The following is a 23,805-nucleotide window of genomic DNA, read 5'->3' as shown; positions in this document are numbered from 1 at the left end:
TCGGCCCATCCGCTATCTAAGGCAGCGAGAAAGGCTTGGGCAGCAAGGGAATTGAGTGCTGTCTCTGATTGAAAGTTTCCTGTGACTCGTACCACCTAGCGAACGCTACTAGCCAATGCGACTAACTCCGAATTAGCCGACTATCCTTAGCCTTATGTTCGCTCAAAAACGCTCGCGCGCTCTGGTTCTTCTAGCCGCTCCGCTAACACTTCTGCTTAGCGGTTGCTCCAAAGTCTCTGGCCTTGGATATGAAGAGGGTTTATCAAGCGTTAATGACATCTCACTTTCACTCTGGCAGGGAGCATGGATTGCTGGCGGCGTAGTTGGTGTAATTACATTTGTACTGATTATCTGGCCAGCGATTTTCCATCGCGCTAAAGCCAGTAAAGGTGAATTCCCAAAGCAGACTCAGTACAACATTCCTGTAGAAATTGCTTACACGATAATTCCATTTATCATCGTTGCAGTTCTCTTCTATTACACCGCAGTGAAGCAAGAGAAAATTGTTGAGAAGACATCAACCTACGCCCATGAAATCACAGTAAATGGATTCCAATGGTCATGGCAGTTTAGTTATCCTGAGGCGGGACCAAAGGCAGTTGTTACTGGAACTCCAGCGCAGCCTCCAACTTTGGTAGTACCGATCGGCGAAAAGGTTCGCTACACAATTGAATCCAACGATGTTGTTCATGGTTTCTGGATTCCTGCATTTATGATTCAGATGCAAAACCTGCCGGGTGTAACAAATAGCCTTGAATTCACCGCAAATAAATTGGGCACATATCCAGGTCGATGCAACATTCTCTGCGGACGTAATCACTCACAGATGCTCTTTACGGTAAAAGTTGTAACAGTTGCCGAATATAAGGCTTATCTCGAAACTCTGAAGGCGAGCGCAGCATGACCACTTATGCAGAACGTCCAACGATCAATCTAGTAGGCGCGCAACCATCGAGCAAGGGTAAAAACTTTGTAAAGTGGATTACCTCAACCGATCACAAGACGATCGGCTATATGTATTTGATGGCTACCTTCGGCTGGTTCTTAGTAGGCGGGCTACTAGCGCTCTTTTTACGCGCTGAGTTAACTCGTCCAGGAATGCAATTTTTGAGCAACGAGCAGTACAACCAGATTTTCACGATGCACGGAACGATTATGTTGCTCATGTTTGCAACTCCACTCTTTGTTGGCTTTGCCAACGTGATAATGCCTTTGCAAATTGGCGCAGCCGATGTGGCTTTCCCTCGCCTTAACATGCTCTCCTTCTGGTTATTTATGTTTGGAAGCATTACGGCAGTTGCTGGATTCTTAACTCCAGGAGGCGCGGCATCATTTGGCTGGACTGCATACGCACCACTTGCTAACTCAACATATTCACCAGGAATCGGCGGAGACCTTTGGGTAATCGGTTTGGCAGTTTCAGGTCTCGGAACAATCCTGGGCGGCGTTAACTTCATTACAACAATTTTTACAATGCGCGCGCCAGGTATGACGATGTTTCGTATGTCGATCTTCTCTTGGAACGTTCTCTTAACTTCGATCTTGGTATTGCTTGCCTTCCCTCCATTGGCAGCTGCGTTATTAGCGTTGGAGTCTGATCGCCTCTTCGGCACCCATATCTTTGATCCGGCCAACGGTGGTGCGATGTTATGGCAGCACTTGTTCTGGTTCTTCGGACACCCCGAGGTTTATATCTTGGCGCTGCCATTCTTCGGAATCGCTACCGAAATTTTGCCGGTCTTTAGCCGCAAGCCAATCTTTGGTTATAAAGGTTTGATCGCAGCAACAATCGCAATCTCAGCGCTTTCGGTTGCAGTATGGGCCCATCACATGTTCGCCAGCGGCCAGGTACTTCTACCGTTCTTCTCATTCATGACTTTTTTGATTGGTGTTCCAACTGGCGTTAAATTCTTTAACTGGATCGGCACCATGTGGCGTGGCCACGTAACCTTCGAGACTCCAATGCTCTGGGTTATGGGATTCCTCGTTACCTTCTTATTCGGCGGAATCACCGGAATCATCTTGGCCTCGCCTCCAATGGACTTTGCGGTATCGGCCTCATACTTCGTTGTAGCTCACTTCCATTACGTTCTCTTCGGAACTGTGGTCTTTGCAATGTTCGCCGGTTTCTACTTCTGGTGGCCAAAGATGACTGGTCGCATGCTCAATGAACGCCTTGGAAAGATCCACTTCTGGACGCTCTTCTTCGGCTTCCATACAACTTTCTTAATTCAACACTGGCTTGGAATTAAGGGCTTCCCACGACGCTACTCTGATTACTTAGCAACTGATGGCTTCACCGGGATGAATATGATTTCAACGATCGGATCTGCGCTCCTTGCGCTCTCAATGATTCCGTTCTTTGTAAACGTCTGGATTACCCGCAAGTCACCACTAGTTAACTGTGATGATCCTTGGGGATATGGCTCATCTCTTGAGTGGGCAACATCTTGCCCACCACCGCGCCATAACTTCTTGACGATGCCACGTATTCGCTCTGAGCGCCCAGCATTTGATCTTCACCACCCACATGTTAAAACGGAAGGCCACTAATTACAGATGAAAACTAATTGGCAGCTCTTCGGTGGTCTAAGCGTTTTCTACGTCTTAATGGCGATCGTTTACTACTACGTAGGTGGCGAGGCAGTTGGCATTACAGGAATGATTCTCGCTGCATGCTTGGCAGGCATGGTCGGTTTCTATGTTTGGTTTACCCAGAAACGAATTGGCCGACTACTACCTGAAGATCGTCCTACTGCAGAGATTGCAGAAGGCGCTGGCGAACTTGGTTTTTATAGCCCTCATTCATGGTGGCCTCTGCCGGTTGCGGCAAGCGCGATGGCTTTAGGTCTCTCACTTCTTATTGGTTGGTGGTTAACTCTTATCGCGCTCGGTGCGCTAGTTATCAGCATTATCGGTTTCGTGACTGAGTATGAGAAACCTTTACCTGACAACGCTGCACACTAAATATCTAATCTCAAAATCTCAGTATGGAAAAAGTGCGCGCCGAAATTCTAAATACCGGCTCCGACCTCGCTACCTCAGCACAAATTGAAATTAGCGCACCAGCACAACAAATCTTTGACTTGATTGCAGACCCGCGTTGCCACCAGCTCTTCGATGGCTCTGGCACGGTGCAGGGGAGTATCTCGGGACCGGTTCGACTTCATCTTGGTGCGAAGTTCGGAATGGCGATGAAGATCAGGTTGCCATATCGCATCACAAACACGGTTGTAGCGTTTGAAGAAGGCCGCAGGATTTCTTGGTGTCACTTGATGAAGTGGACCTGGAGTTATCAGCTAGAGGAGCTAGCAAATGGCAAAACGCTCGTAATCGAAACTTTTGATGCTCGCGAGATACCGTTCTATGCCAAGCGATGGCTCAAGATAACGGGTGCGATGGCCCACAACCCAAAGTGGATTGCTAAGAGCTTGGTGCGCTTAAAGGCGATCTGCGAAACAAATTAAACTAGGAACTGCTTTAATTAGTGGTTCTCGATCTGCTTTAGATCTTCAGAGGTTACCTTCGGAATCGATACGGCATGAGCTTTGCTCATACGTGCGCGTAACTTATTCTTCAGCGCCTTTGGACGACGTACTCCGCTGGCATCGTGCTCTTCAAGAGCTAGCGCAGGAATCTGTTCATGCTGAGTTAACAGCCAAGCCTTTTCAGGTGAGATTGGCTCGTGAACTTCAACGAACTCTCCATGCGGCATCATCACTAAGCGACCGGTTTCGCGGCCATGAAGTACTAGCTCGCGATCAGCGCGCTGTAATGAAAGGCAGATGCGTTTGGTAATTACAAAGGCAAGTGGTGGAAGTACAAAGATACCGATTCGCGAGAACCACATAATCTGATTAATCGTTAGATCAAAGGTTATGGCGATAATGTCGTTACCACCGTTGATAAGTGCAACAAGCATAAATGTCAGAGACATCGCTCCGAGCGCTGTGCGGTTTGGCGCATTGCGCGGACGATCAAGGAGATGGTGTTCGCGTTTATCTCCAGTTATCCAACTTTCGATAAATGGATAGAGCGCCATTCCGGTAAATAGGATGCCCGGAACAATCAATCCTGGAATCAAAATGTTCCAAGAGATTGTGTAACCAAATATGTAACTCTCAAGTGGCGGAGCCATACGAACTAACCCATCGAGCCAACCCATATACCAATCGGGCTGGGATCCTGCAGAAACCTGTGCAGGCGTGTATGGACCGTATAACCAGATTGGGTTAATGGATGCGACTGCGCCGAGAAATGCAGTTACTCCGAAGACGATAAAGAAGAAGCCGCCGGCCTTAGCCATGTAGACAGGAAGAAGTGGATAACCGACAACATTCTTTTCAGTGCGACCAGGACCAGGGTATTGAGTGTGCTTCTGGTACCAGACCAACATTAAGTGAACTGTTATCAGCGCTAAGAATGCTCCTGGTAGAAGCAGAACGTGAACCGTGTAGATACGTGGGATAAATGCTTCTCCAGGGAATGCTCCTCCGAATGCGAAGAACGCTAGATAAGAACCAACGACTGGCAAGGCTTGAATAATTGCTTCAGCAATACGGATTCCTGTTCCAGAAAGTAGGTCATCTGGAAGTGAGTAGCCCAAGAAGCCTTCAACGATTCCAAGAGTTAATAGACCAACTCCGATAATCCAGTTGAACTCGCGTGGCTTGCGGAATGCGCCAGTGAAGTAAACGCGCATCAAGTGAACAACAATCGCTGCCATAAAGATTAGGGCTGCCCAGTGGTGAATCTGGCGCATCAAAAGTCCGCCACGAACTTCGAATGAGATATCAAGAGTTGATGCATATGCAGCAGACATCTCAATACCTTGAAGAGGTTCATAAGCGCCGTCATAGATTACTTCGCGCTGCGATGGATCAAACCAGAAAGTTAGGTAAGTTCCAGAGAGGAGCAAGATGATAAATGAGTAAAGTGCAATTTCACCAAGAAGGAATGACCAGTGATCAGGGAATACCTTTGTTAAATTCTTCTTCATCCATTTGGCAGCGCCAGTTCTTTCGTCAACGTAATTTGCAACGCTGCCTGCGATTCTTTCACGTGCTGTCATGATGAGCGCTCCCAGAAGCTAGGTCCGACCGGTTCGTTAAATGGATTCTGTGCGACCAAGTATCCCTCGGAATCTACTGTTATCGCGAGTTGAGGCAGTGGGCGAGCAGCTGGTCCGAAGATCACCTTGGCAGCGCGCGTCACATCAAATGTTGACTGGTGGCAAGGGCAGAGCAGGTGCTTTGTTTGCTGTTCGTACAAGGCCACGGCGCATCCCATATGTGAGCAAATCTTTGAGAAGGCGATGATGCCTTCATGTGTCCAAGAGAGTCTTTCAGCATCTAAGTTGAACTCTTCTGGTCGAAGGCGAATCAATAAAACGGCATCTTTAGCAATATCGGAAAGTTTGCGATGTTCACCAGCGGCTATTGCTGGAAGTGTCTGAGCAACCGCGCCAACTTCGAGATCTTCTGGACGAATTGGTCGATCACCTGGATCTGTAACCAGACGAGTTCCCTTTTTCCAAGATGTCTTGGTAAGTGAATCACCTGGAAGCGGGCCCAAGTCACGAAGAAGAATTAGCGGAGAGAGTCCTACTAGGCCTAACGAAAGACCGAGGGAGCGTTTAATAAGTGAGCGGCGACCAAGACCTGCCGCTTCGGCGCCAGCCTTTGCAGCCTTTACAAATTCTTCACGATCTTCATCTGGTGAACGAAATTCATGGCGCTGAATAATTACTTCTTCATCCGGCATTAAGGTCTTTGCCCAGTGGATCGCACCCATTCCGATAAAGAAGAGAGATGCAGCCATTCCGAGACCAAGAAAGAGTTGGTGTGCGTTAGTGCTACCAAGAACTGGGAAGAAGATAAAGACATCCTGAGGAATGAAGATATAAGAGGCGATTAAGAGAACTGTTCCGGCTGCGGAGAGTAAAAAGAGAATCGCAACTTGGCGCTCAGCCTTCTTAGCTGCCTTCGGATCGGTGTCGGCACGACGGTGAACGTGTGCTGGTAGCCCTGGATCTTTTATCGCTTCGATTTCATTCGACATATTTACCTATCTCGCCTTCATCGCTAGCCAGACTGCAACACCAATTAGCAGTCCGAGTCCAAGAGTCCAAACTAATAAACCTTCAGTTACTGGACCAACGCGTCCAAGTGATGCGCCACCCAACTGTGGTTCAACTTCAACGGCTTTAATCCACTTAATGATTGAGAGTTTTTCTTCAGGGGTAATTGTTTTATCAGAGAAGACCGGCATTGATTGAGGACCAGTAATCATCGCTTCATAGATATGGCGTGAAGTAACTCCCATAACTGTTGGCGCGTACTTTCCACGAGTTAACGCTCCACCTTGTCCGGCGAAGTTGTGGCACATCGCGCAGTTTGTGCGGAATAACTCTCCACCTTCTGCAAGAGATCCATCGCGTTCGTAATTCAAGTGTTCCTCACCAGGAATTTCAGGTCCCGGAGCAAGAGATGCAACATAGGCAGCCAGCGCTTCCACTTCGCGTTCGTTGTAGACAGGTGCCTTACGCATCGCTTGCTGGCTCATATCAGCCATAGGCATACGCCCTGTAGCAACTTGGAAATCAACCGAAGCGGCACCTACGCCGATTAGTGAAGGCGCGATGGTTGCACCTTCAGCATTTAAGCCGTGGCATGAAGAGCAGCCTTTAAGGAATATCTCCTTACCTTCTTCGATCAAAGCGCTTCTTTCAGCGGCAGTGATCGGAGTACTTGTAGAAGCCCCGGCTACAGAGAAAGTGGTTCCTATCGAAAGGAGTGCAAGCACCAAGAGAAGCGGGGCTACTGCGCGGTGCCTGCGAAAACGTGAGAGACGCTTCAAGTTATTTTCCATTTCTTCCGATAGTGAAATTACTTAATTAGATAAATCGCTGCGAAGAGTGCAATCCAAACAACATCAACGAAGTGCCAGTAGTAAGAGGCAACGATCGCTGTTGTAGCTTGGTTGTGAGTAAAACGTCGCGCCTTTGCGACGCGGACCATGACAATCAGAAATGCAATCAACCCGCCGGTCACGTGTAATCCGTGGAAGCCGGTTGCTAGGTAAAAGACAGATGTGTAGGCGTTAGTTGAAAGCGCTAAACCTTCGTGAGTAAGGCTGGCATATTCATAAACTTGGCCCGCGATAAAGAATGCGCCCATGAGGAAGGTTAGAGAGAACCATTCGCGCATGCCCCAAGATTTAACATTTAGAAGTGAGCCTGTGCGCTTTGCTTGGAAACGTTCAGCGGCAAATACTCCGAATTGGCAGGTTACAGATGAGAGAACCAAAACTGTTGTGTTAAATGCAGCGAAAGGAATATTCAAAACTTCCGTTGACTCAAGCCAGATCTCTGGGCCTTGGACTGCGCGCGTAGTGAAATACATTGCAAAGAGCGCCGCAAAGAACATCAACTCACTTGAGAGCCATACGATCGTTCCGACCGCCACCATATTGGGGCGATTGATGTTGTGATGGGTCGCAGTCGATGTGCTGGTCATGGGGCAAGTATCCCTGAAAGTAGGCTCACCTACCTAGTTCTAGGCTTGGTTCTGACACTTAAAATGGCCCACTTTTTGGTGAAACGGGTCACGCATTTCCACCCTAAAACTGGCTGGGAATTCTCGCCGCTTTGATTAGACTTACCCCATGAATTCTCCGAGCAAGCCGATCATCGTTATCTATTCCGATGATTCGGCGGTGCGCCAGTCGATTGTTGCCGCTTTGGGAAAGAAAGTTGCCGCCGATCTACCAGAGCATCAGATTGAGGAATTCGCTACTGGGCCGGCGCTTCGCTCATACATTGATCGCAAGAGCGTTTCAGGAAATCTCCGTGCAGATCTATTTATTTTAGATGGGGAGGCAGTACCTGAGGGCGGTATGGGAATTGCCCGCCAATTAAAGGATGAGGTTTTTAACTGCCCGCCAGTTCTGCTGATAACTGGCAGACGAGAAGATGCCTGGCTTGCTGCATGGTCGCGCGCCGAAGCTAGCGTTATCCATCCGATCGACCCATTTACCTTGGCAAATACCGTTGCAAACTTGATGCGCACTAGCGCAGTTGCCACCGCTTAACTAATAAACGAAAGCGATTTTTAAATGAGCTCAATTGATTGGGCCGGCGTTATCGCCAAATTAGAAAACGGTCTTGATCTCCTACCTCTAGAGGCGCAAGCGGTCATGCGTGAAGTATTGGAAGATCGTGCTGATAAAGAAGTTTTAAAAAGTTTCTTAATTGCGCTAAAAAACAAAGGCGAGACTCCCGAAGAAGTCGGAGCGCTTGTTTCTCAGATGTATCAATTTTGCGCACCAATAACTATCAATGAACGCGCCGTAGATACTGTCGGAACTGGCGGCGACGGTGCCCACACGATCAACATTTCAACTACCGCAGCGATCATTGCTGCAGCGGCAGGATCGCGTGTTGTGAAGCATGGCAATCGTGCCGCGTCTTCGAAATCTGGCGCCGGCGACCTTCTCGAAGCCCTCGGTGTTGCAATCAATCTGGATGGCGCAAAAGTTGCTCAAACAGTTGCCGAGCTCGGCATCGGTTTCTGCTTTGCTCCAATTTTTCATCCAGCGATGCGCTTTGCAGCGCCAGCTCGTAAAGAGTTAGCAACTGCAACGGTCTTTAACATCCTTGGCCCTCTTGCCAATCCAGCCAAGCCAAAAGCCGCAGCAATAGGCGTTGCCAATGATCGAATGCATTTAGTGATGGCCCAAGTGCTGGCCGAACGTGGCGTAGAAGGTTTCGTATTCCGCGGAGATGATGGTTTGGATGAAATCACTTTGGCCACGACAACTTCAGTTCTAACAATCGGTAATGGCGAAATCTCCAGTGATCGCATCGACGCTAAGGACTTTGCATTAGCTAACGCGCCGATTTCGGCTCTAGTTGGGGGAGATGCGCAAGAAAATGCTCGCATCACCAAAGCGATCTTTGCTGGGGAACGCGGTGCACCTAGAGATGCAGTTTTACTCAACGCCGCCGCTGCGATCGCCGCCTATGATGGAGAGTTCGAGCTCTCGATTCATGAACGTTTAAGTAAGTCACTGAAGAAGGCGACAGAGAGCATTGACTCTGGAAAGGCAAGTTCTTTGCTTGGCGAATGGGTTCTGCTGAGCAATAAATTAGCCGCTAATTAATCTAGGGCTTTACGTTCACGTTTACGTTTGAAGGTTGTTAGCTCTCCTAGCGTTGATACTCCAAAGGTTCCGAGGCGTTCAAAGATTCCGTGCATGACATCAACGGTAGCCCGGGCATCATCTAAGGCGCGATGGTTAGGTTCGATCGATGCCCCGAAAAATTCGGCCAAGGTTGATAGTTTGCAATCTTGCACCTCGTCGCGACCCAAGGCAGATCTGGCAATTCGAACCGTATCTACAACAATAAATTCAGGCCAAATGTTTTCACTTTCAATCGCGGCAGCTTTTAGAAAACCAATATCGAACGGAGCGTTATGGGCGACAAGAACCGTTTCGTGATGAGAACCGAGAAACTCAAAGAAGGTTGGGAGTATTTCTGCAATTGTTGGCGCATCAAAGAGCATCGAATCTGTTATGCCAGTTAGCGCGGTTATGAAATCAGGAAGTGAATGACCAGGGTTTACAAAACTTTGAAACTCACCGATTATTTCGCCACCCCGAACTTTCAGGGCACCGATCTCGGTAATAGCAGCGCCGGTAGACGGGGCCGCCCCAGAGGTTTCGAGGTCGAGAACTACAAATGTGGTTTCTGCAAGAGAGAGTGCATGTACCGACATGAATGTAAGGCTAATCCATAGCCCTGACAGCGAGATATCGCTACGCTTTAGAAATGGGAGTAATTGGAGCGCCCGCTGGTCTGCTTGAAGATTGGGCAGCAGATGGAAGCGGAAAAAATAAAAGTGTCGGTGTTCTATTGGTGCATGGATACACCGGATCGCCGGCTTCGATGCGACCTTGGGCAGAGTATTTAAATCAAAGAGGATTTACTGTCAGAGTTCCTTTACTGCCTGGCCACGGAACCAAACCCGAAGATTTAAATGAAGTGAAATGGGAGCAGTGGCCCGCCAAAGTTGAAGCCGAGTTAGCAGAACTTTTCAAGACTTGCTCAAGGGTATTTATCTGTGGTCTTTCCATGGGTGGCGGAACAACGCTAAACGTTGCTACGCGTTATTCGGATCGGATCAGCGGAATCATCTTGGTGAACCCAATGATTCACGTGGCAATGGTTAGCCCGCAGTTAGCGTTCGTGCTTTCGAGATTTCAAAAGATGCGCAAATCTGTCGGAGATGACATAAAACGTCCAGGAATTTCGGAGTGGGGTTATGACGCCCTACCTACAAGAGGAATCCATCAACTCTTGATCATGTTGAAATACACAAGAGAACGCCTGCATGACGTCACCGTACCAATGCAGTTATTCCATAGCGTTGATGACCACACCCTTCCAGTATCTAATACTGAAATAATCATGAAGGGCGTAGGTTCCAGAATTAAGCAGAGGATTGAACTAACCAATAGCTACCACGTTGCCACCCTTGATTACGATGCCGAAATAATCTTCGAAAATTCCAAGATTTTTATTGAGACTCACGCCGCGGATTGATACTAGATGTTGAGTAAAGATAGTTACGAGAGATCTTTAAGCAAAATTGCTGAGATTGACGCTTCTGGTTATCAACTCAATTCAGTCTTGGCGGTAACCGAAGATTTAATTTTTAATGAGGTCGATGGCCCATTGGCTGGTGTTCCAATTCTGATAAAGGACAACATAGAAGCGTTAGGACTACCCGCAACTGCAGGTTCGCTGGCTCTTGCAGATACACCAGTGGTTCGTGATTCAACAATCGCCAAACGCTTGCGTGCTGCTGGTGCAACCATTATCGGTTCAACAAATCTTTCTGAGTGGGCAAATATTCGCTCTGGAAAATCAACAAGTGGCTGGTCTGCAGTTGGTGGACTTACCGCTAACCCTTGGAAGCATGCGCACAGCGCAGGCGGCTCTTCTTCAGGTTCAGGCGCAGCTGTTGGTGCCGGAATAGTCTCAATGGCAGTTGGCAGCGAAACAGACGGATCAATTGTTTGTCCGGCATCACTAAATGGTTGCGTTGGCATTAAGCCAACCGTTGGTTCAATTCCACGCGATGCAATGATTCCTATTAGCGCGAGCCAAGACACACCAGGGCCTATGGCGCAGAGCGTTGCACAGGTGGCGCTTTTGTTAGAAGTTTTAACGGGCAAAGGTGGATATCAATCGGCAGTTAACGATAGTTCTGAGATTCGTATCGGAGTTGTTAAAGAATGGGTAACGGAGAACCCTGGCACCAATCAGCTCTTCCAAGATCTTGTTAGCAAGTTGAGTAAACAAGTAAAGATTGTCGAAATCTCACTGCCAGCCCCAAGTGATCAAGAAGGAGAGTCGGAGTTCAAGGTTTTGATGCACGAATTAAATGAAGATTTAGCTGGCTATCTAGCGACTCGTGAGGGTGCGCGCGTAAAGACTTTGCAAGATGTTGTTGATTTCAATCTCGCAAATAAGGATTCGGAGTTGCAGCACTTCGGTCAGGAATACTTTGACATGGCACTCAAGTTAGGTGGCCGAAATAGCGATTATCAAAAGTTGCGAAGCGAAAATTTAGATTGGGCGATAAATAAAGTTTTGACGCCGGGATTTGAAGAGTTCGATATTTTGATCGGTGAAACTTATGCACCCGCATGGAAGAGCAATCTGGGCGGGGGAGATGATTACGGTTCTGCATCGTGGATCTCAATGGCGCCAGCAATTGCCGGCACTCCAATCGGCGCACTTCCGATGGGCTTAGTTGATGGGTTGCCCGTGGCAGTTGGCGTTGTTGCTAGAGCAAATCAAGAAGAGCGTTTAATTCAAGCGATGGCCTTGATCGAGAAGACTCTCGACCTAGGCGTACTTAAACCAACTTTCTTAAAGTAATTTAAAAAGCGCCGGTATATCCGTTAATCGCTGGCTGTCCACCTAAGTGTGCATAGAGAACTCGTGAACCTTCTTTAAAGAAACCTTCACGGATCAAATCAATCATCGCCGCCATCGATTTACCTTCATAAACCGGATCAGTAATCATGCCTTCCAAACTTCCGGCTAAGCGAATCGCTTCGATTGTTCGCGGGCCAGCAACTCCATAGATCCCATCATGCCAACGATCTAGCAAAACGATCTCTGAATCTTTAAGTTCGCGCCCCAGATCAATCGCCGCTGCTGTACGAGATGCAATTCGTTTGATCTGATCCCAAGTTTTCTCAACGGTTGCCGATGCATCAATACCAATAACGCCTTCAGCACGATTTGAGTGAGCAAAACCCGCGATCATTCCACCTTGCGTTGATCCGGTAACTGAGCAAACGATTACATTATCGAATTTGAAACCGAGATCCTTCTCTTGATCTTCAACTTCAAAAGCCCAACCTGCAAAACCATGACCACCAAGCGGATGATCTGAGGCACCGGCTGGAATTGGATAAGGCTTTCCGCCTCGCGCAATTACATCGGCAATCGCTTCTTCCCAAGATTTTCTGAAGCCGATATCAAAACCTGCTGGATCCAGGCGAACTTCTGCACCCATAATGCGGCTCAATAAAATATTGCCAGTCTTCTCGTAATTAACTTCTTCCCAGTCAACCCAGTGTTCTTGAACTAAAACACATTTCAAACCAAGGTGCGCCGCAACCGCAGCAACCTGGCGAGTGTGGTTTGACTGAACTCCACCAATTGAAACGAGAGTGTCACAACCTGTTGCTAGCGCTTCCGCTGCCAAGTACTCAAGCTTGCGCGTCTTATTTCCGCCATAAGCCAGCCCAGAATTCACATCTTCCCGCTTTGCCCAGATTTCTACTTTGCCACCAAGATGTTCGGTTAAACGATCAAGGCGTTGTAGGGGAGAGGCTCCGAAGGTGAGTTTTTCCTTCGCGAAGGATTCAAGTTTGGCTCTAGTCATGCGCAGATCCTCTCACGCGAAGTCTCATAAAAAGAAGTTATTTCTTAATGCTCGCCTTGATCATCTTCTGCAGGACTTTCTCGTCTACTGGCCAATCATTGGGCAGCGCGATGGTTTTCTTATTGACTCGATATTCAGCAAAGTGAGGGGTGAACTCTTTGAGGACTTGCTGATCCCATGGCGCAATCAGAATGTGATTAGTAGCGGCAGATGCACCGAAAATGTACTCACCACCGCTCTTTAGCATCGGCTGATTCCAAGCGATCACAAGCTCTAGCTTTGGAAACTTGCTCTGAATAGCCTTGAAAATCTTCTTCATCGTCTTAGCCTGCTCAGGCTTAATGCTCTTGAAGTAATCAGCAGGAGTTTCATGCCTTCTAGATGAAACGGATCCTCTTGAGAACATTACGAGTGCATTTGCATGTGCTTGAGAGAAACCGAAGTTTTCGCGCAAGTGCGCTATCTGTTCTGGGTATTTCTTACCATCTAGCTTCTTCATAACCGCAAACCAGTACTTCATTGGTTCGCCGTACTTCTTCTCTATCGATGGAAAATGTGCTTCTCTAGATGGGTCTTTTGGCACCACTTTTACTTCTTTCGCTTATCCCGCACATTCAGATACACGGCATAGCCCATGTAGAGAAATACTGATGGTGGGTAAAGATAGATCGGAATGATAAGAAGAATCACCGCGACGATCTTCATATTCGAAGATAGACGATCCCATTCACCCATAAATCCGGTGCGAGGCTCTTTCTCCATTTATTCTTATCTTTCTCTTTGCGTTGCGTGGACGATATTTCCTCGCCACTTCACTGCGTTGCGTGGACGATACTGGGATCGAACCAGTGACCCCCACAATGTCAATGTGGTGCTCTACCGCTGAGCCAATCGTCCGGGTCTAAAACTTCGGTATCTATTAAGTTGTGGTCGAAAGTATAGCCGAGGCTATTTAGCGCCCGAAATCGTCTTCGATACGCTCAATGTCATCCTCGCCAAAGTAAGTACCTGTCTGTACTTCGATGAAGATGACATCGTTTGATCCAATATTTTCGATTCGGTGGAGATCACCGATTTCAATATCGAGTGAATCACCTGTGGACATTTCGAAGATATCTCCATTGAGAGTTATCTTCGCTTGACCTTGAACGATGAACCAATGCTCTGCGCGCTTTTCATGGCGTTGATATGAAAGACGTTTACCTGGATTTACCCAGATGGTTTTAACTTTATGAGCATCACTTTCTTGCAAGATTTCATAACGTCCCCATGGACGTTGTGATTGATCTTCGCTCATCTTCTTCTCCAGTAGAACTGTTCTGCACTATTACTTTTCGTTATTGGAGGTCGGAACGGGATTTGAACCCGTGTAGAGGGATTTGCAGTCCCTTGCCTCGCCTCTCGGCCATCCGACCATTCTTTTACTATCTTCTTGCTGATCTTTTCACTTATAGAAAAACCGCCACCTGAAAAATTAATTCCAAAGCGGCGGAGAATCCGAGCGGACGACGGGGTTCGAACCCGCGACCTGAACCTTGGCAAGGTTCCGCGCTACCAGCTGCGCTACGTCCGCATTTCGTGCGGGGGCAAATCTAGCGCAGCAAGGGGCTATCCGCCAAAGTGAGCGCTTTCACCGTAGCGTTAGGGCTATGGATCTGCGCGATGACTCATTCTGGATGGGTCGAAGGTATGCCAGATCTCTTGTAGAAGTAACGAACGATCTTTCGCGACTTGATGATGGAAACTTTTGGGCGGTGGCGATCTCTTTTGAAGGGGAAGTTACTCTTGCAAGGTTTAGATCTAACTTTGAAGCAGATTTCCCATTTAGCGGTTCGCATTGGAAGCCCTTGGAAGGCGATTGGATCTCATCTCTTAGCAAAGTCCAGTACGGCAAGTATGTAGAAAATATTAGAAGCTCGATATCCGATGGTTGGGTGTATCAAGTCAACGCTTGTCGACAGTTGCAGGTTGCATCAGATCGAGAAGAACTCGCTTCGCTCTTTGCCAAGATGCTTAGCGAGAACCCAGCACCGCATGCCGCCTTTCTCTCTATCCCGCAGTTAAAGATCGCATCAGCATCTCCTGAATTATTCCTTTCCCGAAACGGGTCGACCGTGAAAACTTCTCCAATTAAGGGAACTCAGAATTTAAGTGAGCAGGGATTTGGCAATAAGGATCAATCCGAAAACGTGATGATCGTTGATTTGATGCGCAATGATTTCGGGCGTATCTGTGAGCCTGGTTCAGTAGATGTCTCACAGCTTCTTCGTAGCGAAGAACATCCTGGTCTGCGCCACTTGGTCTCCGACGTCGTTGGTGAACTTCGGAAAGATATCTCTTGGTCGGAAATTTTTGAGGCGTTACTTCCCGCCGGTTCCATAAGTGGAGCGCCAAAGAGTTCGGCGCTATCTGTAATTGCTGAAAATGAAGAGATTAAACGAGGACCATACTGTGGTGTGCTGGGTTGGGTAGAAGGAGATCGCGCAGAACTTTCCGTTGCGATTCGCATCTTCTGGCAGGAAAACGATGGGTTACTTAAATTTGGAACCGGTGCTGGAATAACCTACGGAAGCGATCCGGTTTCAGAATGGGAAGAGACTGAGTTAAAGGCGCAACGTCTGATTTCGATTGCAGGAGGATCTATCAAATGAAGATCTGGCTCAATGATCGAATCTGCGATTCTCAAGAAATTGATATCGACAGCGATGGCTGGCCGGTTGGCAGTGGCGTTTTCGAAACTATCAGAACTGAAAATAGTGAAGTTTTCGAATTGGCGCGCCACATGCGCCGCGCGGCTACCGCTGCGAGAAAGTTCGACATTAAGTTGCCTGGCGAAGGATTGATAAGAGATGCAATAGCAGCTTTACTTGTTGCAGAACCTCACCATCTCGGAAGGTTGAGATTGCTCTTCTCAAAGGAATGGTTTGTTGCTGTACACCAAAGTTATGAAGAAATTCTACTACCTGCAAAATTGAAGGTCATTGATGAAAGCAGACTGGTTGACCCGATCGCATTTAAAACCTTTCCATATATCCACCGAACCGGTTTGCTGCAGTTAGCGCAGCGGGATGGCTTTGACGAGATCATCTGCGTCAATGAATCAGGTGAGATAACTGAAGGTGCTGTCTCCAATTTTCTCTTCCTAATTGATGGGCAGTGGGTTACGACCCCGCTAAGTGCAGGCGTTTTACCTGGAGTGCAACGCGCCTTAACCATCGAAAGATGTGGGGTTACTGTCCAATCTTTGACGCGTCGCGACATAGAACGCGTGGATTCTGCAATTGTTATTTCAAGTCTGAAAATTGGTCTAGCCGTTACATCAATCGATAATCGTGATCTCGTCGTTGATGGGCAATGTCGATCATTCCTAGAGGAAATTCGCGCCCAGACGCATTCTCATTCGGTAGGCTAGGAACATGTCCCAGCTCTCGATCACCGTAGATGGTCGCGCCGTAAGCATTGCAGATGACCAACGCCCGACCCATCTCTTCGCCGAAAGCAAAGAGATCGTTGTCTGCAAAGTAAATGGTGAGCTCAAAGATCTATGGACTGATCTAAAAGATGGTGATGTTGTCGAGGGAGTTTCAATCTCCTCGCCTGAAGGTTTATCAGTTCTTCGCCACTCGACAGCCCACGTAATGGCGCAAGCGGTTCAGCAAGTCTTTTCTCAAACCCGACTCGGAATCGGTCCACCGATCACAGATGGTTTTTATTACGACTTCGATCCAGAGCGACCTTTTAATCCAGAAGATTTAGAGAAGATCGAAAGCGCGATGCGCAAGATCGTAAAAGAAGGCCAACGTTTTCGCCGTCGCGTTACAAACGAAGCAGATGCACTTAAAGAGTTGGCGCACGAGCCATATAAATGCGAGTTGATTGGAATTAAATCTGGCGCCGGAGAAGAAGCCAGCGTTGAGGTTGGGGGAGCAGAGCTCACCATCTATGACAATTTAGGTCGCGATGGACAACCCGTTTGGTCTGATCTTTGTCGTGGTCCGCATCTACCTTCAACCAAACATATTCCAGCATTTAAATTGATGCGTAGCGCTGCTGCTTATTGGCGTGGCTCTGAAAAGAATCCAATGCTGCAACGTATCTACGGAACTGCTTGGCCTTCGGCAGAAGAATTAACTGCTTACTTAGAACTTTTGGCAGAGGCAGAAAAGCGCGATCATCGCCGCCTTGGTACTGAACTCGATCTATTCTCGTTTCCGGAGGAAATTGGATCAGGGCTTGCGGTCTTTCATCCCAAGGGCGGCATAGTTCGTCGCGCTATGGAAGATTATTCACGTAAGCGCCATGAAGATGAAGGTTACGAATTCGTTTACTCACCACATCTAACTAAGGCTGCGCTATTTGAAAAGTCTGGCCACTTGCAGTGGTACTCAGAAGGTATGTATCCACCGATGGTGATGGACGAAGAGCTGCACGCTGACGGAACTATCAAGCGTGCTGGACAGCAGTACTACATGAAGCCGATGAACTGCCCTTTCCACAATTTAATTTTTGCATCGCGCGGACGTTCGTATCGCGAACTCCCACTTCGCCTCTTTGAGTTCGGAACTGTCTATCGCTACGAAAAATCAGGTGTGATCCACGGACTCACTCGTGCGCGCGGCTTTACCCAAGATGATGCCCACATTTACTGCACAAAGGAACAGATGGTGGGAGAACTAGATTCGCTCTTAACTTTCGTACTTAATTTGTTGCGCGATTACGGACTCGAAGATTTCTATCTCGAACTATCAACTCGTAACCCTGAAAAATCTGTCGGAGAAGATAGCGATTGGGCAGAGGCAACTGAAGCGCTACGTAAAGCAGCGGTAGCCCAAAATCTAGAACTCGTTCTCGACGAAGGTGGCGCAGCGTTTTATGGGCCAAAGATTTCAGTTCAAGCAAAAGATGCAATTGGACGTACTTGGCAGATGTCGACGATCCAAGTTGATTTTCAGTTGCCACAGCGCTTTGAACTCGAATACTCCGCAACTGACGGAACCCGTCAACGACCAGTGATGATTCACCGCGCACTATTTGGTTCCATCGAACGTTTCTTCGGTGTTCTTACCGAGCACTACTCAGGAGCATTCCCGCCATGGTTGGCGCCAGTTCAAGTAACCGCCATCCCAGTTGCTGAAGCTTTTGCGGATTACCTTGCTTCGGTTGTGAAAGAGTTTAAAGCAGCGGGTATCCGTATCGATTTAGATGCCTCTGACGACCGGATGCAGAAGAAGATTCGCAATGCGCAGATGCAGAAAGTTCCTTACATGCTGATTGCAGGTGAAGAAGATCAGCAAGCTGGCAAGGTTTCAATTCGCTATCGCAACGGTGAACAGAAGAACTCAATCGCTGTTGCAGATGCCATTGCCGAAATTCGCACCGCTATTGCAGAACGTAAACAGGTTTAAGTAATGCGCGAAGGCGACCAAGTAATTCCAGGCGGGGCAGGAATGCCCGATCGTTGGGAACGACTTTGGGCGCCGCATCGTATGGAGTATTTAAAGGGCGAGAACCGCCCGCTTGCGGGAAATGAAGTTACTTGCCCCTTCTGTGAAATTCCCAAGATGAGCGATGAAGAAGGCCTAGTTGTTGCTCGCGGAACAAACGCTTACGTTGTTATGAATCTCTACCCGTATAACGCTGGTCACTTACTAATCTGCGCATATCGCCATGTCGCCGATTTAACCGAACTCAATCAGGACGAACGTAACGAAATATTCGAGCTAAGTGCGCATGCGATGAAAACTCTACGTAAGGTTTCGGCGCCTGCCGGTTTTAATCTTGGTATGAATCAAGGCGCCATATCGGGTGCCGGAGTTGCAGAACATATCCATCAACATATTGTTCCGCGCTGGTCTGGCGATGTTAACTTCATGCCGATCATCGGACAGACCAAGGTGCTGCCAGTTCTTCTAACTCAAACCCGCGACGAACTCGCACAAGCTTGGTAGTTAGCTTCTTACCGCTCTATCTATAAAGGAGTTCACAATATCCACACCAATTCCTTTGCTTATCACAACTGGAATTGCTGGAAAGAGTAAACCCGCCTCGAACGCGCTTTCTCCCGCATCTTCTACCGCTTCTAAATATTCACTTCTGAAATCTGCAACTAACTCTTTATGTTCCGCATCGCTATCTCTACGTGAAATGGGGCTTTGCGAATAATCAATTATTTCGAGCGTTTCGAGATCAATCAGTGCAGATGGATTTCCTGAATCGTCATGGAGAACTAAGTACGGGGTAACAAGAGGATCGAAGACTCGATTAGCAAGTAATACCGCATCGTCGAAATCTGAATCGCTTCCCTCTAATTCATTTACAACAACTAAACGTGGTAACTGGAAGTCAGAGAGAGTGGTCCAAAGATCAATCGTTTCTTGATCAATTCCGGCAGCGGGATTAATTGCAAAGATAGCTAGTTCGCTCTCGGCTATTGGTTCATTGGAATGAACCGCACCGAAGAGTTCGGCTAGCGCTTTTGGTTGCGAGGAGACATGTCCATATATATGGATACGCGGATTAGCGCTATCTCTCTCTGAACTCACAGGCGTCAGAATAGGTGAAAATCCGCGGGGGAGCCTACGATGGACCTGATGTTAAGCGCCTCTTTAAAACCCGCAGTCACCCGCGCTATCAATCCGATCGCTCGCGGTGCCCTTGCCATTGGTTTAACTCCAAATGCAGTTACCTTTATTGGCGCACTTGGCCTTGTCACTTCGGCGCTCTTTTTCTATCCCAAGGGCGATTTCTTTATCGGAACTCTTGTTGTCTCTTTCTTTGCACTGAGCGATCTATTTGATGGTGCAATGGCGCGAATCTCCCATAAAGGCGCCAGCGCATGGGGTGGATTTTTAGATTCAACAATCGATCGAATTACTGATTCGGCTATCTTGGTTGGTTTAACACTTTACTTAGTGGATGCCGATGACTCATTAACTGCTGTTGTGATTGGTGCGCTAGTTTTTGGTTCACTCGTTCCATACATCAGAGCCAAGGCCGAGAGCATGCAAATCTCTTGTTCTGGCGGAATCGCTGAGCGAACCGAACGCTTGATCATCTCTTTAACAGCGATTGGTCTGGAAGGCCTTGGAGTTCCATTCGCTCTAGCGATCGGCATCTGGCTTCTACTAGCTCTCGCCGTGGTTACCGTTATTCAACGAATTTTGATTGTGAAGGCAGCGCTGTAACGCAATGAATTTTGATTTCGCAGTGGCAGGTGGGTATTTCGCTGGATGGCGCCTAGTTCGAGCGCTACCAGAAAAGTTTGCATATAAAGCTTTCGAAGCAATCGGTAAGTACGCACTTTCCCGTAATGGCGCGCGCGTGAAAAGGTTGCGCTCTAACCTGTCACGAGTTTGCCCTACTTACTCTTCATCCGAAATGGACGAACTGATGCGCAAGGCGATGAGTTCGTATATGCGTTACTGGTGTGACACATTTAGATCGCCAGATTGGTCACGTGAGCGAATTGCTGCAACAGTCACTGTTGACGGTGAAGATTTACTAACCGCACCCATGAAGAACGGGACCGGTGTAGTAGTAGCACTTCCGCACGCTGGTAATTGGGACCATGCCGGCTCGTACTTCTGCGGAATGGGTTTTCCACTCGTAACTGTTGCCGAGCGTTTAAAGCCAGAAGCGCTCTTCAATAAATTTTTGGAGTATCGCCAAAACATCGGGATGGAAGTTCTTGCACTTGATTCAAGATCAATTGTCACCCTGATGCAAAGGGCGCGCGAGGGTCGTTTGATCGCCCTTGTCGCCGATCGTGATCTTTCTAAGAGCGGCGTGGATGTATCTTTCTTTTGCCATCCAGCGCGCATGCCTGCTGGCCCTGCACTGCTTGCAATCAGAACTGGTATTCCACTAATTACCGCATATGTTTCTTACACGACTGCCGGCATTCACATTGTTTTTAATTCGGTGGAGATTCCTACCCATGGAAGCGAAGAAGAGAGAGTCTCGCAAGTAGTGCAACGTTGCGCTGACCTATTTGCAGAAGGAATCGCATCTTCGCCGCAAGATTGGCATATGTTGCAGCGAATCTGGACAGATGGAGATTTCCAGGAGCGCAGCGCATGACCCTAAAAAAATTAAGGATCGGACTAGTTTGTCCCTACGGTTGGGATACACCAGGTGGCGTACAGAGCCATGTTCGCGATCTAGCGGAGTACCTGATTGCCAAAGGCCATTACGTATCTGTTCTTGCACCTGTTGTTGATGAAGAGAACATCCCTGATTATGTAACGAGTGCAGGAAAACCAATTTCGATTCCATATAACGGAGCGGTTGCTCGCGTTCTCTTTGGTCCAATTGCCTTTGCCAGAGTTCGCCAGTGGATCAGCAATGGAAAATTTGATCTTCTACATCTACACGAACCTGCTATTCCATCAATTTCATTATTGGCTTGCTGGGCTGCTGAAGGACCGATGGTTGGAACCTTCCACGCCGCTGCAAAACGCCAGAAGGCGATCTTTGCAATTGGACCAATTCTTGAGCCGGTAATTGAAAAGTTAACGGCGCGAATTGCGGTAAGCGAAGCTGCTCGTTCCACTCTTACAGAACATCTAGAAACTGACGCAGTTGTGATTCCTAACGGTATTTATGCTGATCGATATCGTGATGGTGAAGTGCTAGAAAAATGGAGCGGGAACACAATTGGTTTTATTGGCCGATATGAAGAACCGCGTAAAGGTTTGCCTGTCCTTCTTGAAGCACTGCCGATAATCGCCCGCTTTGCTCCAGATGTAAGAGTTTTAGTTGCTGGACCAGGCGAGAGTAAAGAGGTAATCGAAAGTATTGATCCGCAACTGCGAGGCCGCTTCGAATTTTTGGGAAGAATTTCCGAGAAGGAGAAAGCCGATTTTCTCTCTTCTGTCGCTATTTATGTAGCGCCAAATACTGGAGGAGAATCATTCGGAATCATTCTGGCCGAGGCGTTAGCCGGGGGAGCTGCGGTACTTGCTAGCGATATCCCAGCATTTGATTCACTGCTGGGCCATGGAGAATTTGGTGCGCTCTTTACTTCAGAAGATCCGCAAGATCTGGCGCGCGGTGCTATTGATTTGTTGCGTGATTCTGAAAAACGCCGTGAACTAGCTAAACGTGGCAAAGAGTACGCACAAAGATTTGACTGGGATGTTGTTGCTGAAGATATTTATTCAATATACGAAATGGCGCTTGTGGGAAGCTCTGGGGTAACTCTTTCTTCGGAAAATCGCGCGTGGAATCGCTTTCTAGGAAGAGAAGGAAATTAAATGGAGAAGTATTTCTTTATTGCGCTCATTGTTATCTTCGCGATCTGGTATTTGTCGTATTCGGCAACAAGGCTAGATCGTCTACATAACCGTGTTGAAACTAGTTGGGCAAATCTTGATGGTCTACTTCAGCGACGTGCAGCAGTGGCTCTAGAGATTGCTAAGAGCGAAATTGCTGACCCCGCTTCCTCGCTTCTCCTAACAGCGGCTGCGCACCAAGCGCGAGATGCGCAAATGCGCGCACGTTCGCAAGCTGAAAGCGGACTATCTGGTGCGCTGGGTCTCTTGCTGCACGATGGACATTTGGTAAGTGGCTCAATAGAAAAGGATTTGTTGAGAGAACTCAGCGAATTAACCGACAAGATTCGCGTCGCAATTGCTCTACACGTTGATGCCGTCAATCGCACACAAATGGTGCGACGTAAGCCCGTTTTTAGGATATTTCGCTTAGCCGGTCGGGCACCGCTTCCTGTTACCTATGAATTTGAAGCCGATGTTCTTTAAAAAGTTTGCCATCTCGATAATTGGAGTTACATCCATCTTTGTTGTTGGCTTGGGCTTTTTCTCGCCTGAACAGTTCTCGAAATTGGGTGAAATTGAAAACGTCTTCAAGGATCCTGAGCCGGTTAACTCATTGAGTGGTCGCATCGGAAGCGATGGACCAATTCTGGTGGTAAAGATCGATGACACTCCGCCGGCACATCCACAAGCGGGGCTCGAAGATGCTGATGTGGTTTATATAGAGCAAGTAGAAGGTGGACTCACCAGACTGGCTGCCGTTTTCTCCTCAACTATCCCGACGGTAATAGGACCTGTAAGAAGTGCGCGTATCTCAGATATAGAAATACTTGAGCAGTTTGGTCGTGTGGCCTTTGCTTACAGTGGCGCACAGAAAAAATTATTGCCAGTAATTGGTGCGGCAAACCTGGAGAACTTAGGAGCACAGCGCCAGTCACGCGAAATCTATACAAATGATCCGCTACGCAACGCACCGACGGCGATGATGCTGCAGGCGCAAACTTTGATGCAAAAAGTTAAGGAACAGCAACTTCCTGTTGCAATTTCGAAGAACGTTGGATGGAACTTTGCGGAATCCTTCGATACTGGAACGGCAATCGCCTCAGCTAAAATTTCTTGGCCGGCAAATTCATACGATGCGGTCTGGTCAAATGTGGAGAAGCACTGGCTGCTCTCACACAAAGGTGTTCCAAACATTTCAGCCAGTGGCATTCATTTAGCTGCAAGTACCTTCGTAATTCAAATCGTTTCAATTACTCCATCTGAATATGGAGATAAGTTCGGAGGCGTTACTCCATTCACCGCAACGGTCGGGTCAGGTAGTGGCTACATTCTTCGCGACGGTAAATACATTTCCGCGCTATGGGATCGTCCAACTCCTGAATCAGGAACTGCTTGGAAAACCACTTCTGGAGAAACGATCCCCTTCGCACCGGGGCAAATTTGGATCGCGTTAACCGATAAGGAACCAGTATTTACGCCTATTCCATCGAAAATCCCCGCAGATGCGCCATCTGCTGCAGCAAAGTAGTATTAAGCCCTTAACTATTTGGATAGATATTTTT

General features: G+C 47.9%; 27 protein-coding genes and 3 tRNA genes. 17 read left to right on the top strand and 13 right to left on the bottom strand.

Annotation, left to right across the window (positions count from 1 at the left end; all coding sequences use genetic code 11):
- Positions 1-154: 154 nt before the first annotated feature.
- From ctaC to A1sIIB60_RS03895, 4 genes are read left to right on the top strand one after another with little or no spacing between them, the layout of a single operon-like run.
- Positions 155-904: an aa3-type cytochrome oxidase subunit II gene (gene ctaC, locus A1sIIB60_RS03910; RefSeq protein WP_095689202.1), complete on the top strand. Its 750-nt coding sequence runs from the start codon at positions 155-157 to the stop codon at positions 902-904.
- Positions 901-2,553, top strand: a complete 1,653-nt coding sequence (ctaD, locus tag A1sIIB60_RS03905; RefSeq protein ID WP_095689201.1) for an aa3-type cytochrome oxidase subunit I — start codon at positions 901-903, stop codon at positions 2,551-2,553. The genes ctaC and ctaD overlap by 4 nt, the downstream gene beginning before the upstream one ends.
- A gap of 6 nt (positions 2,554-2,559) precedes the next feature.
- On the top strand, positions 2,560-2,967 hold the full coding sequence (locus A1sIIB60_RS03900) for a cytochrome c oxidase subunit 4 (RefSeq protein ID WP_095689200.1): 408 nt from the start codon (positions 2,560-2,562) through the stop codon (positions 2,965-2,967).
- Between the two features lie 23 nt (positions 2,968-2,990).
- Entirely contained in the window at positions 2,991-3,467 is a 477-nt protein-coding gene (locus tag A1sIIB60_RS03895) for an SRPBCC family protein (RefSeq protein WP_095689199.1), read from the top strand.
- 17 nt (positions 3,468-3,484) lie between these two features.
- On the opposite strand, the gene qcrB is transcribed toward A1sIIB60_RS03895, so the two are convergent.
- From qcrB to ctaE, 4 genes are read right to left on the bottom strand one after another with little or no spacing between them, the layout of a single operon-like run.
- A complete protein-coding gene (gene qcrB / locus A1sIIB60_RS03890) occupies positions 3,485-5,071 on the bottom strand; it encodes a cytochrome bc1 complex cytochrome b subunit (RefSeq protein ID WP_095689198.1) in 1,587 nt (528 codons plus the stop codon).
- Positions 5,068-6,060 carry a cytochrome bc1 complex Rieske iron-sulfur subunit gene (qcrA, locus tag A1sIIB60_RS03885; RefSeq protein ID WP_095689197.1) on the bottom strand — a complete coding sequence of 331 codons (993 nt, stop codon included), beginning with the start codon at positions 6,058-6,060 and terminating at the stop codon, positions 5,068-5,070. The genes qcrB and qcrA overlap by 4 nt, the downstream gene beginning before the upstream one ends.
- A 6-nt stretch (positions 6,061-6,066) precedes the next feature.
- Positions 6,067-6,858 (bottom strand): cytochrome bc1 complex diheme cytochrome c subunit, encoded by a 792-nt coding sequence (qcrC, locus tag A1sIIB60_RS03880; RefSeq protein WP_095677866.1) that lies wholly within the window; start codon positions 6,856-6,858, stop codon positions 6,067-6,069.
- Between the two features lie 29 nt (positions 6,859-6,887).
- On the bottom strand, positions 6,888-7,517 hold the full coding sequence (gene ctaE / locus A1sIIB60_RS03875) for an aa3-type cytochrome oxidase subunit III (RefSeq protein ID WP_095677409.1): 630 nt from the start codon (positions 7,515-7,517) through the stop codon (positions 6,888-6,890).
- Between the two features lie 148 nt (positions 7,518-7,665).
- Here ctaE and A1sIIB60_RS03870 point away from each other — a divergent pair, with 148 nt between their 5' ends.
- Both A1sIIB60_RS03870 and trpD read left to right on the top strand, forming a co-directional pair.
- The gene (locus A1sIIB60_RS03870; RefSeq protein ID WP_095677408.1) at positions 7,666-8,091 is read left to right on the top strand and encodes a response regulator transcription factor; all 426 of its coding nucleotides are present in this window, start codon (positions 7,666-7,668) and stop codon (positions 8,089-8,091) included.
- A gap of 24 nt (positions 8,092-8,115) precedes the next feature.
- Positions 8,116-9,162, top strand: coding sequence for an anthranilate phosphoribosyltransferase (gene trpD / locus A1sIIB60_RS03865; protein ID WP_190279192.1), 1,047 nt, complete (start codon positions 8,116-8,118; stop codon positions 9,160-9,162).
- Here the strand turns inward: trpD and A1sIIB60_RS03860 are convergent.
- Positions 9,159-9,779 (bottom strand): exonuclease domain-containing protein, encoded by a 621-nt coding sequence (locus tag A1sIIB60_RS03860; protein ID WP_095689196.1) that lies wholly within the window; start codon positions 9,777-9,779, stop codon positions 9,159-9,161. The genes trpD and A1sIIB60_RS03860 overlap by 4 nt on opposite strands.
- A gap of 53 nt (positions 9,780-9,832) precedes the next feature.
- Here A1sIIB60_RS03860 and A1sIIB60_RS03855 point away from each other — a divergent pair, with 53 nt between their 5' ends.
- Together A1sIIB60_RS03855 and A1sIIB60_RS03850 are read left to right on the top strand one after the other, a co-directional pair.
- On the top strand, positions 9,833-10,606 hold the full coding sequence (locus tag A1sIIB60_RS03855; protein ID WP_095689195.1) for an alpha/beta hydrolase: 774 nt from the start codon (positions 9,833-9,835) through the stop codon (positions 10,604-10,606).
- A 6-nt stretch (positions 10,607-10,612) separates the two neighbouring features.
- A complete protein-coding gene (locus A1sIIB60_RS03850; RefSeq protein WP_095689194.1) occupies positions 10,613-11,950 on the top strand; it encodes an amidase family protein in 1,338 nt (445 codons plus the stop codon).
- A 1-nt stretch (position 11,951) separates the two neighbouring features.
- Here A1sIIB60_RS03850 and A1sIIB60_RS03845 read toward each other — a convergent pair whose 3' ends face one another.
- From A1sIIB60_RS03845 to A1sIIB60_RS03820, 7 genes are all read right to left on the bottom strand, one after another.
- Complete coding sequence (locus A1sIIB60_RS03845) at positions 11,952-12,968, bottom strand: 1-aminocyclopropane-1-carboxylate deaminase (protein WP_095689193.1); 1,017 nt, start codon at positions 12,966-12,968, stop codon at positions 11,952-11,954.
- A 37-nt stretch (positions 12,969-13,005) separates the two neighbouring features.
- The gene (locus A1sIIB60_RS03840) at positions 13,006-13,554 is read right to left on the bottom strand and encodes a DUF4287 domain-containing protein (protein ID WP_223298639.1); all 549 of its coding nucleotides are present in this window, start codon (positions 13,552-13,554) and stop codon (positions 13,006-13,008) included.
- Between the two features lie 2 nt (positions 13,555-13,556).
- Positions 13,557-13,730 carry a hypothetical protein gene (locus A1sIIB60_RS07280; protein WP_190279191.1) on the bottom strand — a complete coding sequence of 58 codons (174 nt, stop codon included), beginning with the start codon at positions 13,728-13,730 and terminating at the stop codon, positions 13,557-13,559.
- A 63-nt stretch (positions 13,731-13,793) separates the two neighbouring features.
- A tRNA-Val gene (locus tag A1sIIB60_RS03835) sits at positions 13,794-13,865 on the bottom strand.
- 55 nt (positions 13,866-13,920) lie between these two features.
- Positions 13,921-14,265: a phosphomannose isomerase type II C-terminal cupin domain gene (locus tag A1sIIB60_RS03830; protein WP_095689192.1), complete on the bottom strand. Its 345-nt coding sequence runs from the start codon at positions 14,263-14,265 to the stop codon at positions 13,921-13,923.
- A gap of 44 nt (positions 14,266-14,309) precedes the next feature.
- A tRNA-Cys gene (locus tag A1sIIB60_RS03825) sits at positions 14,310-14,383 on the bottom strand.
- A gap of 85 nt (positions 14,384-14,468) precedes the next feature.
- A tRNA-Gly gene (locus tag A1sIIB60_RS03820) sits at positions 14,469-14,541 on the bottom strand.
- Positions 14,542-14,617: 76 nt separating this feature from the next.
- Here A1sIIB60_RS03820 and A1sIIB60_RS03815 point away from each other — a divergent pair.
- The 4 genes from A1sIIB60_RS03815 to A1sIIB60_RS03800 are packed head-to-tail and all read left to right on the top strand — an operon-like array spanning position 14,618 to position 18,916.
- Positions 14,618-15,619, top strand: a complete 1,002-nt coding sequence (locus A1sIIB60_RS03815) for a chorismate-binding protein (RefSeq protein WP_223298638.1) — start codon at positions 14,618-14,620, stop codon at positions 15,617-15,619.
- The gene (locus A1sIIB60_RS03810; RefSeq protein ID WP_095689191.1) at positions 15,616-16,380 is read left to right on the top strand and encodes an aminotransferase class IV; all 765 of its coding nucleotides are present in this window, start codon (positions 15,616-15,618) and stop codon (positions 16,378-16,380) included. The genes A1sIIB60_RS03815 and A1sIIB60_RS03810 overlap by 4 nt, the downstream gene beginning before the upstream one ends.
- Positions 16,381-16,384: 4 nt before the next feature.
- Positions 16,385-18,373, top strand: coding sequence for a threonine--tRNA ligase (thrS, locus tag A1sIIB60_RS03805; RefSeq protein ID WP_095689190.1), 1,989 nt, complete (start codon positions 16,385-16,387; stop codon positions 18,371-18,373).
- Positions 18,374-18,376: 3 nt separating this feature from the next.
- Positions 18,377-18,916 carry an HIT family protein gene (locus tag A1sIIB60_RS03800; RefSeq protein ID WP_095689189.1) on the top strand — a complete coding sequence of 180 codons (540 nt, stop codon included), beginning with the start codon at positions 18,377-18,379 and terminating at the stop codon, positions 18,914-18,916.
- Here the strand turns inward: A1sIIB60_RS03800 and A1sIIB60_RS03795 are convergent, their stop codons facing one another.
- A complete protein-coding gene (locus A1sIIB60_RS03795) occupies positions 18,917-19,510 on the bottom strand; it encodes a hypothetical protein (protein WP_095689188.1) in 594 nt (197 codons plus the stop codon). It abuts the gene before it with no gap.
- A 39-nt stretch (positions 19,511-19,549) separates the two neighbouring features.
- On the opposite strand from A1sIIB60_RS03795, the gene pgsA reads away from it, so the two are divergent.
- From pgsA to A1sIIB60_RS03770, 5 genes are read left to right on the top strand one after another with little or no spacing between them, the layout of a single operon-like run.
- Positions 19,550-20,152: a phosphatidylinositol phosphate synthase gene (gene pgsA / locus A1sIIB60_RS03790; protein ID WP_223298637.1), complete on the top strand. Its 603-nt coding sequence runs from the start codon at positions 19,550-19,552 to the stop codon at positions 20,150-20,152.
- Positions 20,153-20,156: 4 nt separating this feature from the next.
- Positions 20,157-21,047 carry a phosphatidylinositol mannoside acyltransferase gene (locus tag A1sIIB60_RS03785; RefSeq protein WP_095689186.1) on the top strand — a complete coding sequence of 297 codons (891 nt, stop codon included), beginning with the start codon at positions 20,157-20,159 and terminating at the stop codon, positions 21,045-21,047.
- A complete protein-coding gene (locus A1sIIB60_RS03780; protein WP_095689185.1) occupies positions 21,044-22,222 on the top strand; it encodes a glycosyltransferase family 4 protein in 1,179 nt (392 codons plus the stop codon). The genes A1sIIB60_RS03785 and A1sIIB60_RS03780 overlap by 4 nt, the downstream gene beginning before the upstream one ends.
- A complete protein-coding gene (locus A1sIIB60_RS03775) occupies positions 22,223-22,726 on the top strand; it encodes a LemA family protein (RefSeq protein WP_095689184.1) in 504 nt (167 codons plus the stop codon).
- Positions 22,701-23,771: a DUF3048 domain-containing protein gene (locus tag A1sIIB60_RS03770; RefSeq protein ID WP_223298636.1), complete on the top strand. Its 1,071-nt coding sequence runs from the start codon at positions 22,701-22,703 to the stop codon at positions 23,769-23,771. The genes A1sIIB60_RS03775 and A1sIIB60_RS03770 overlap by 26 nt, the downstream gene beginning before the upstream one ends.
- The last annotated feature ends 34 nt before the right edge of the window (positions 23,772-23,805 follow it).

Source organism: Candidatus Planktophila lacus (genome assembly GCF_002288385.1).
GTDB lineage: Bacteria > Actinomycetota > Actinomycetes > Nanopelagicales > Nanopelagicaceae > Planktophila > Planktophila lacus_D.
Note: the sequence above shows the minus strand (reverse complement) of the source record. Positions and strands in the feature narration are given on the sequence as shown.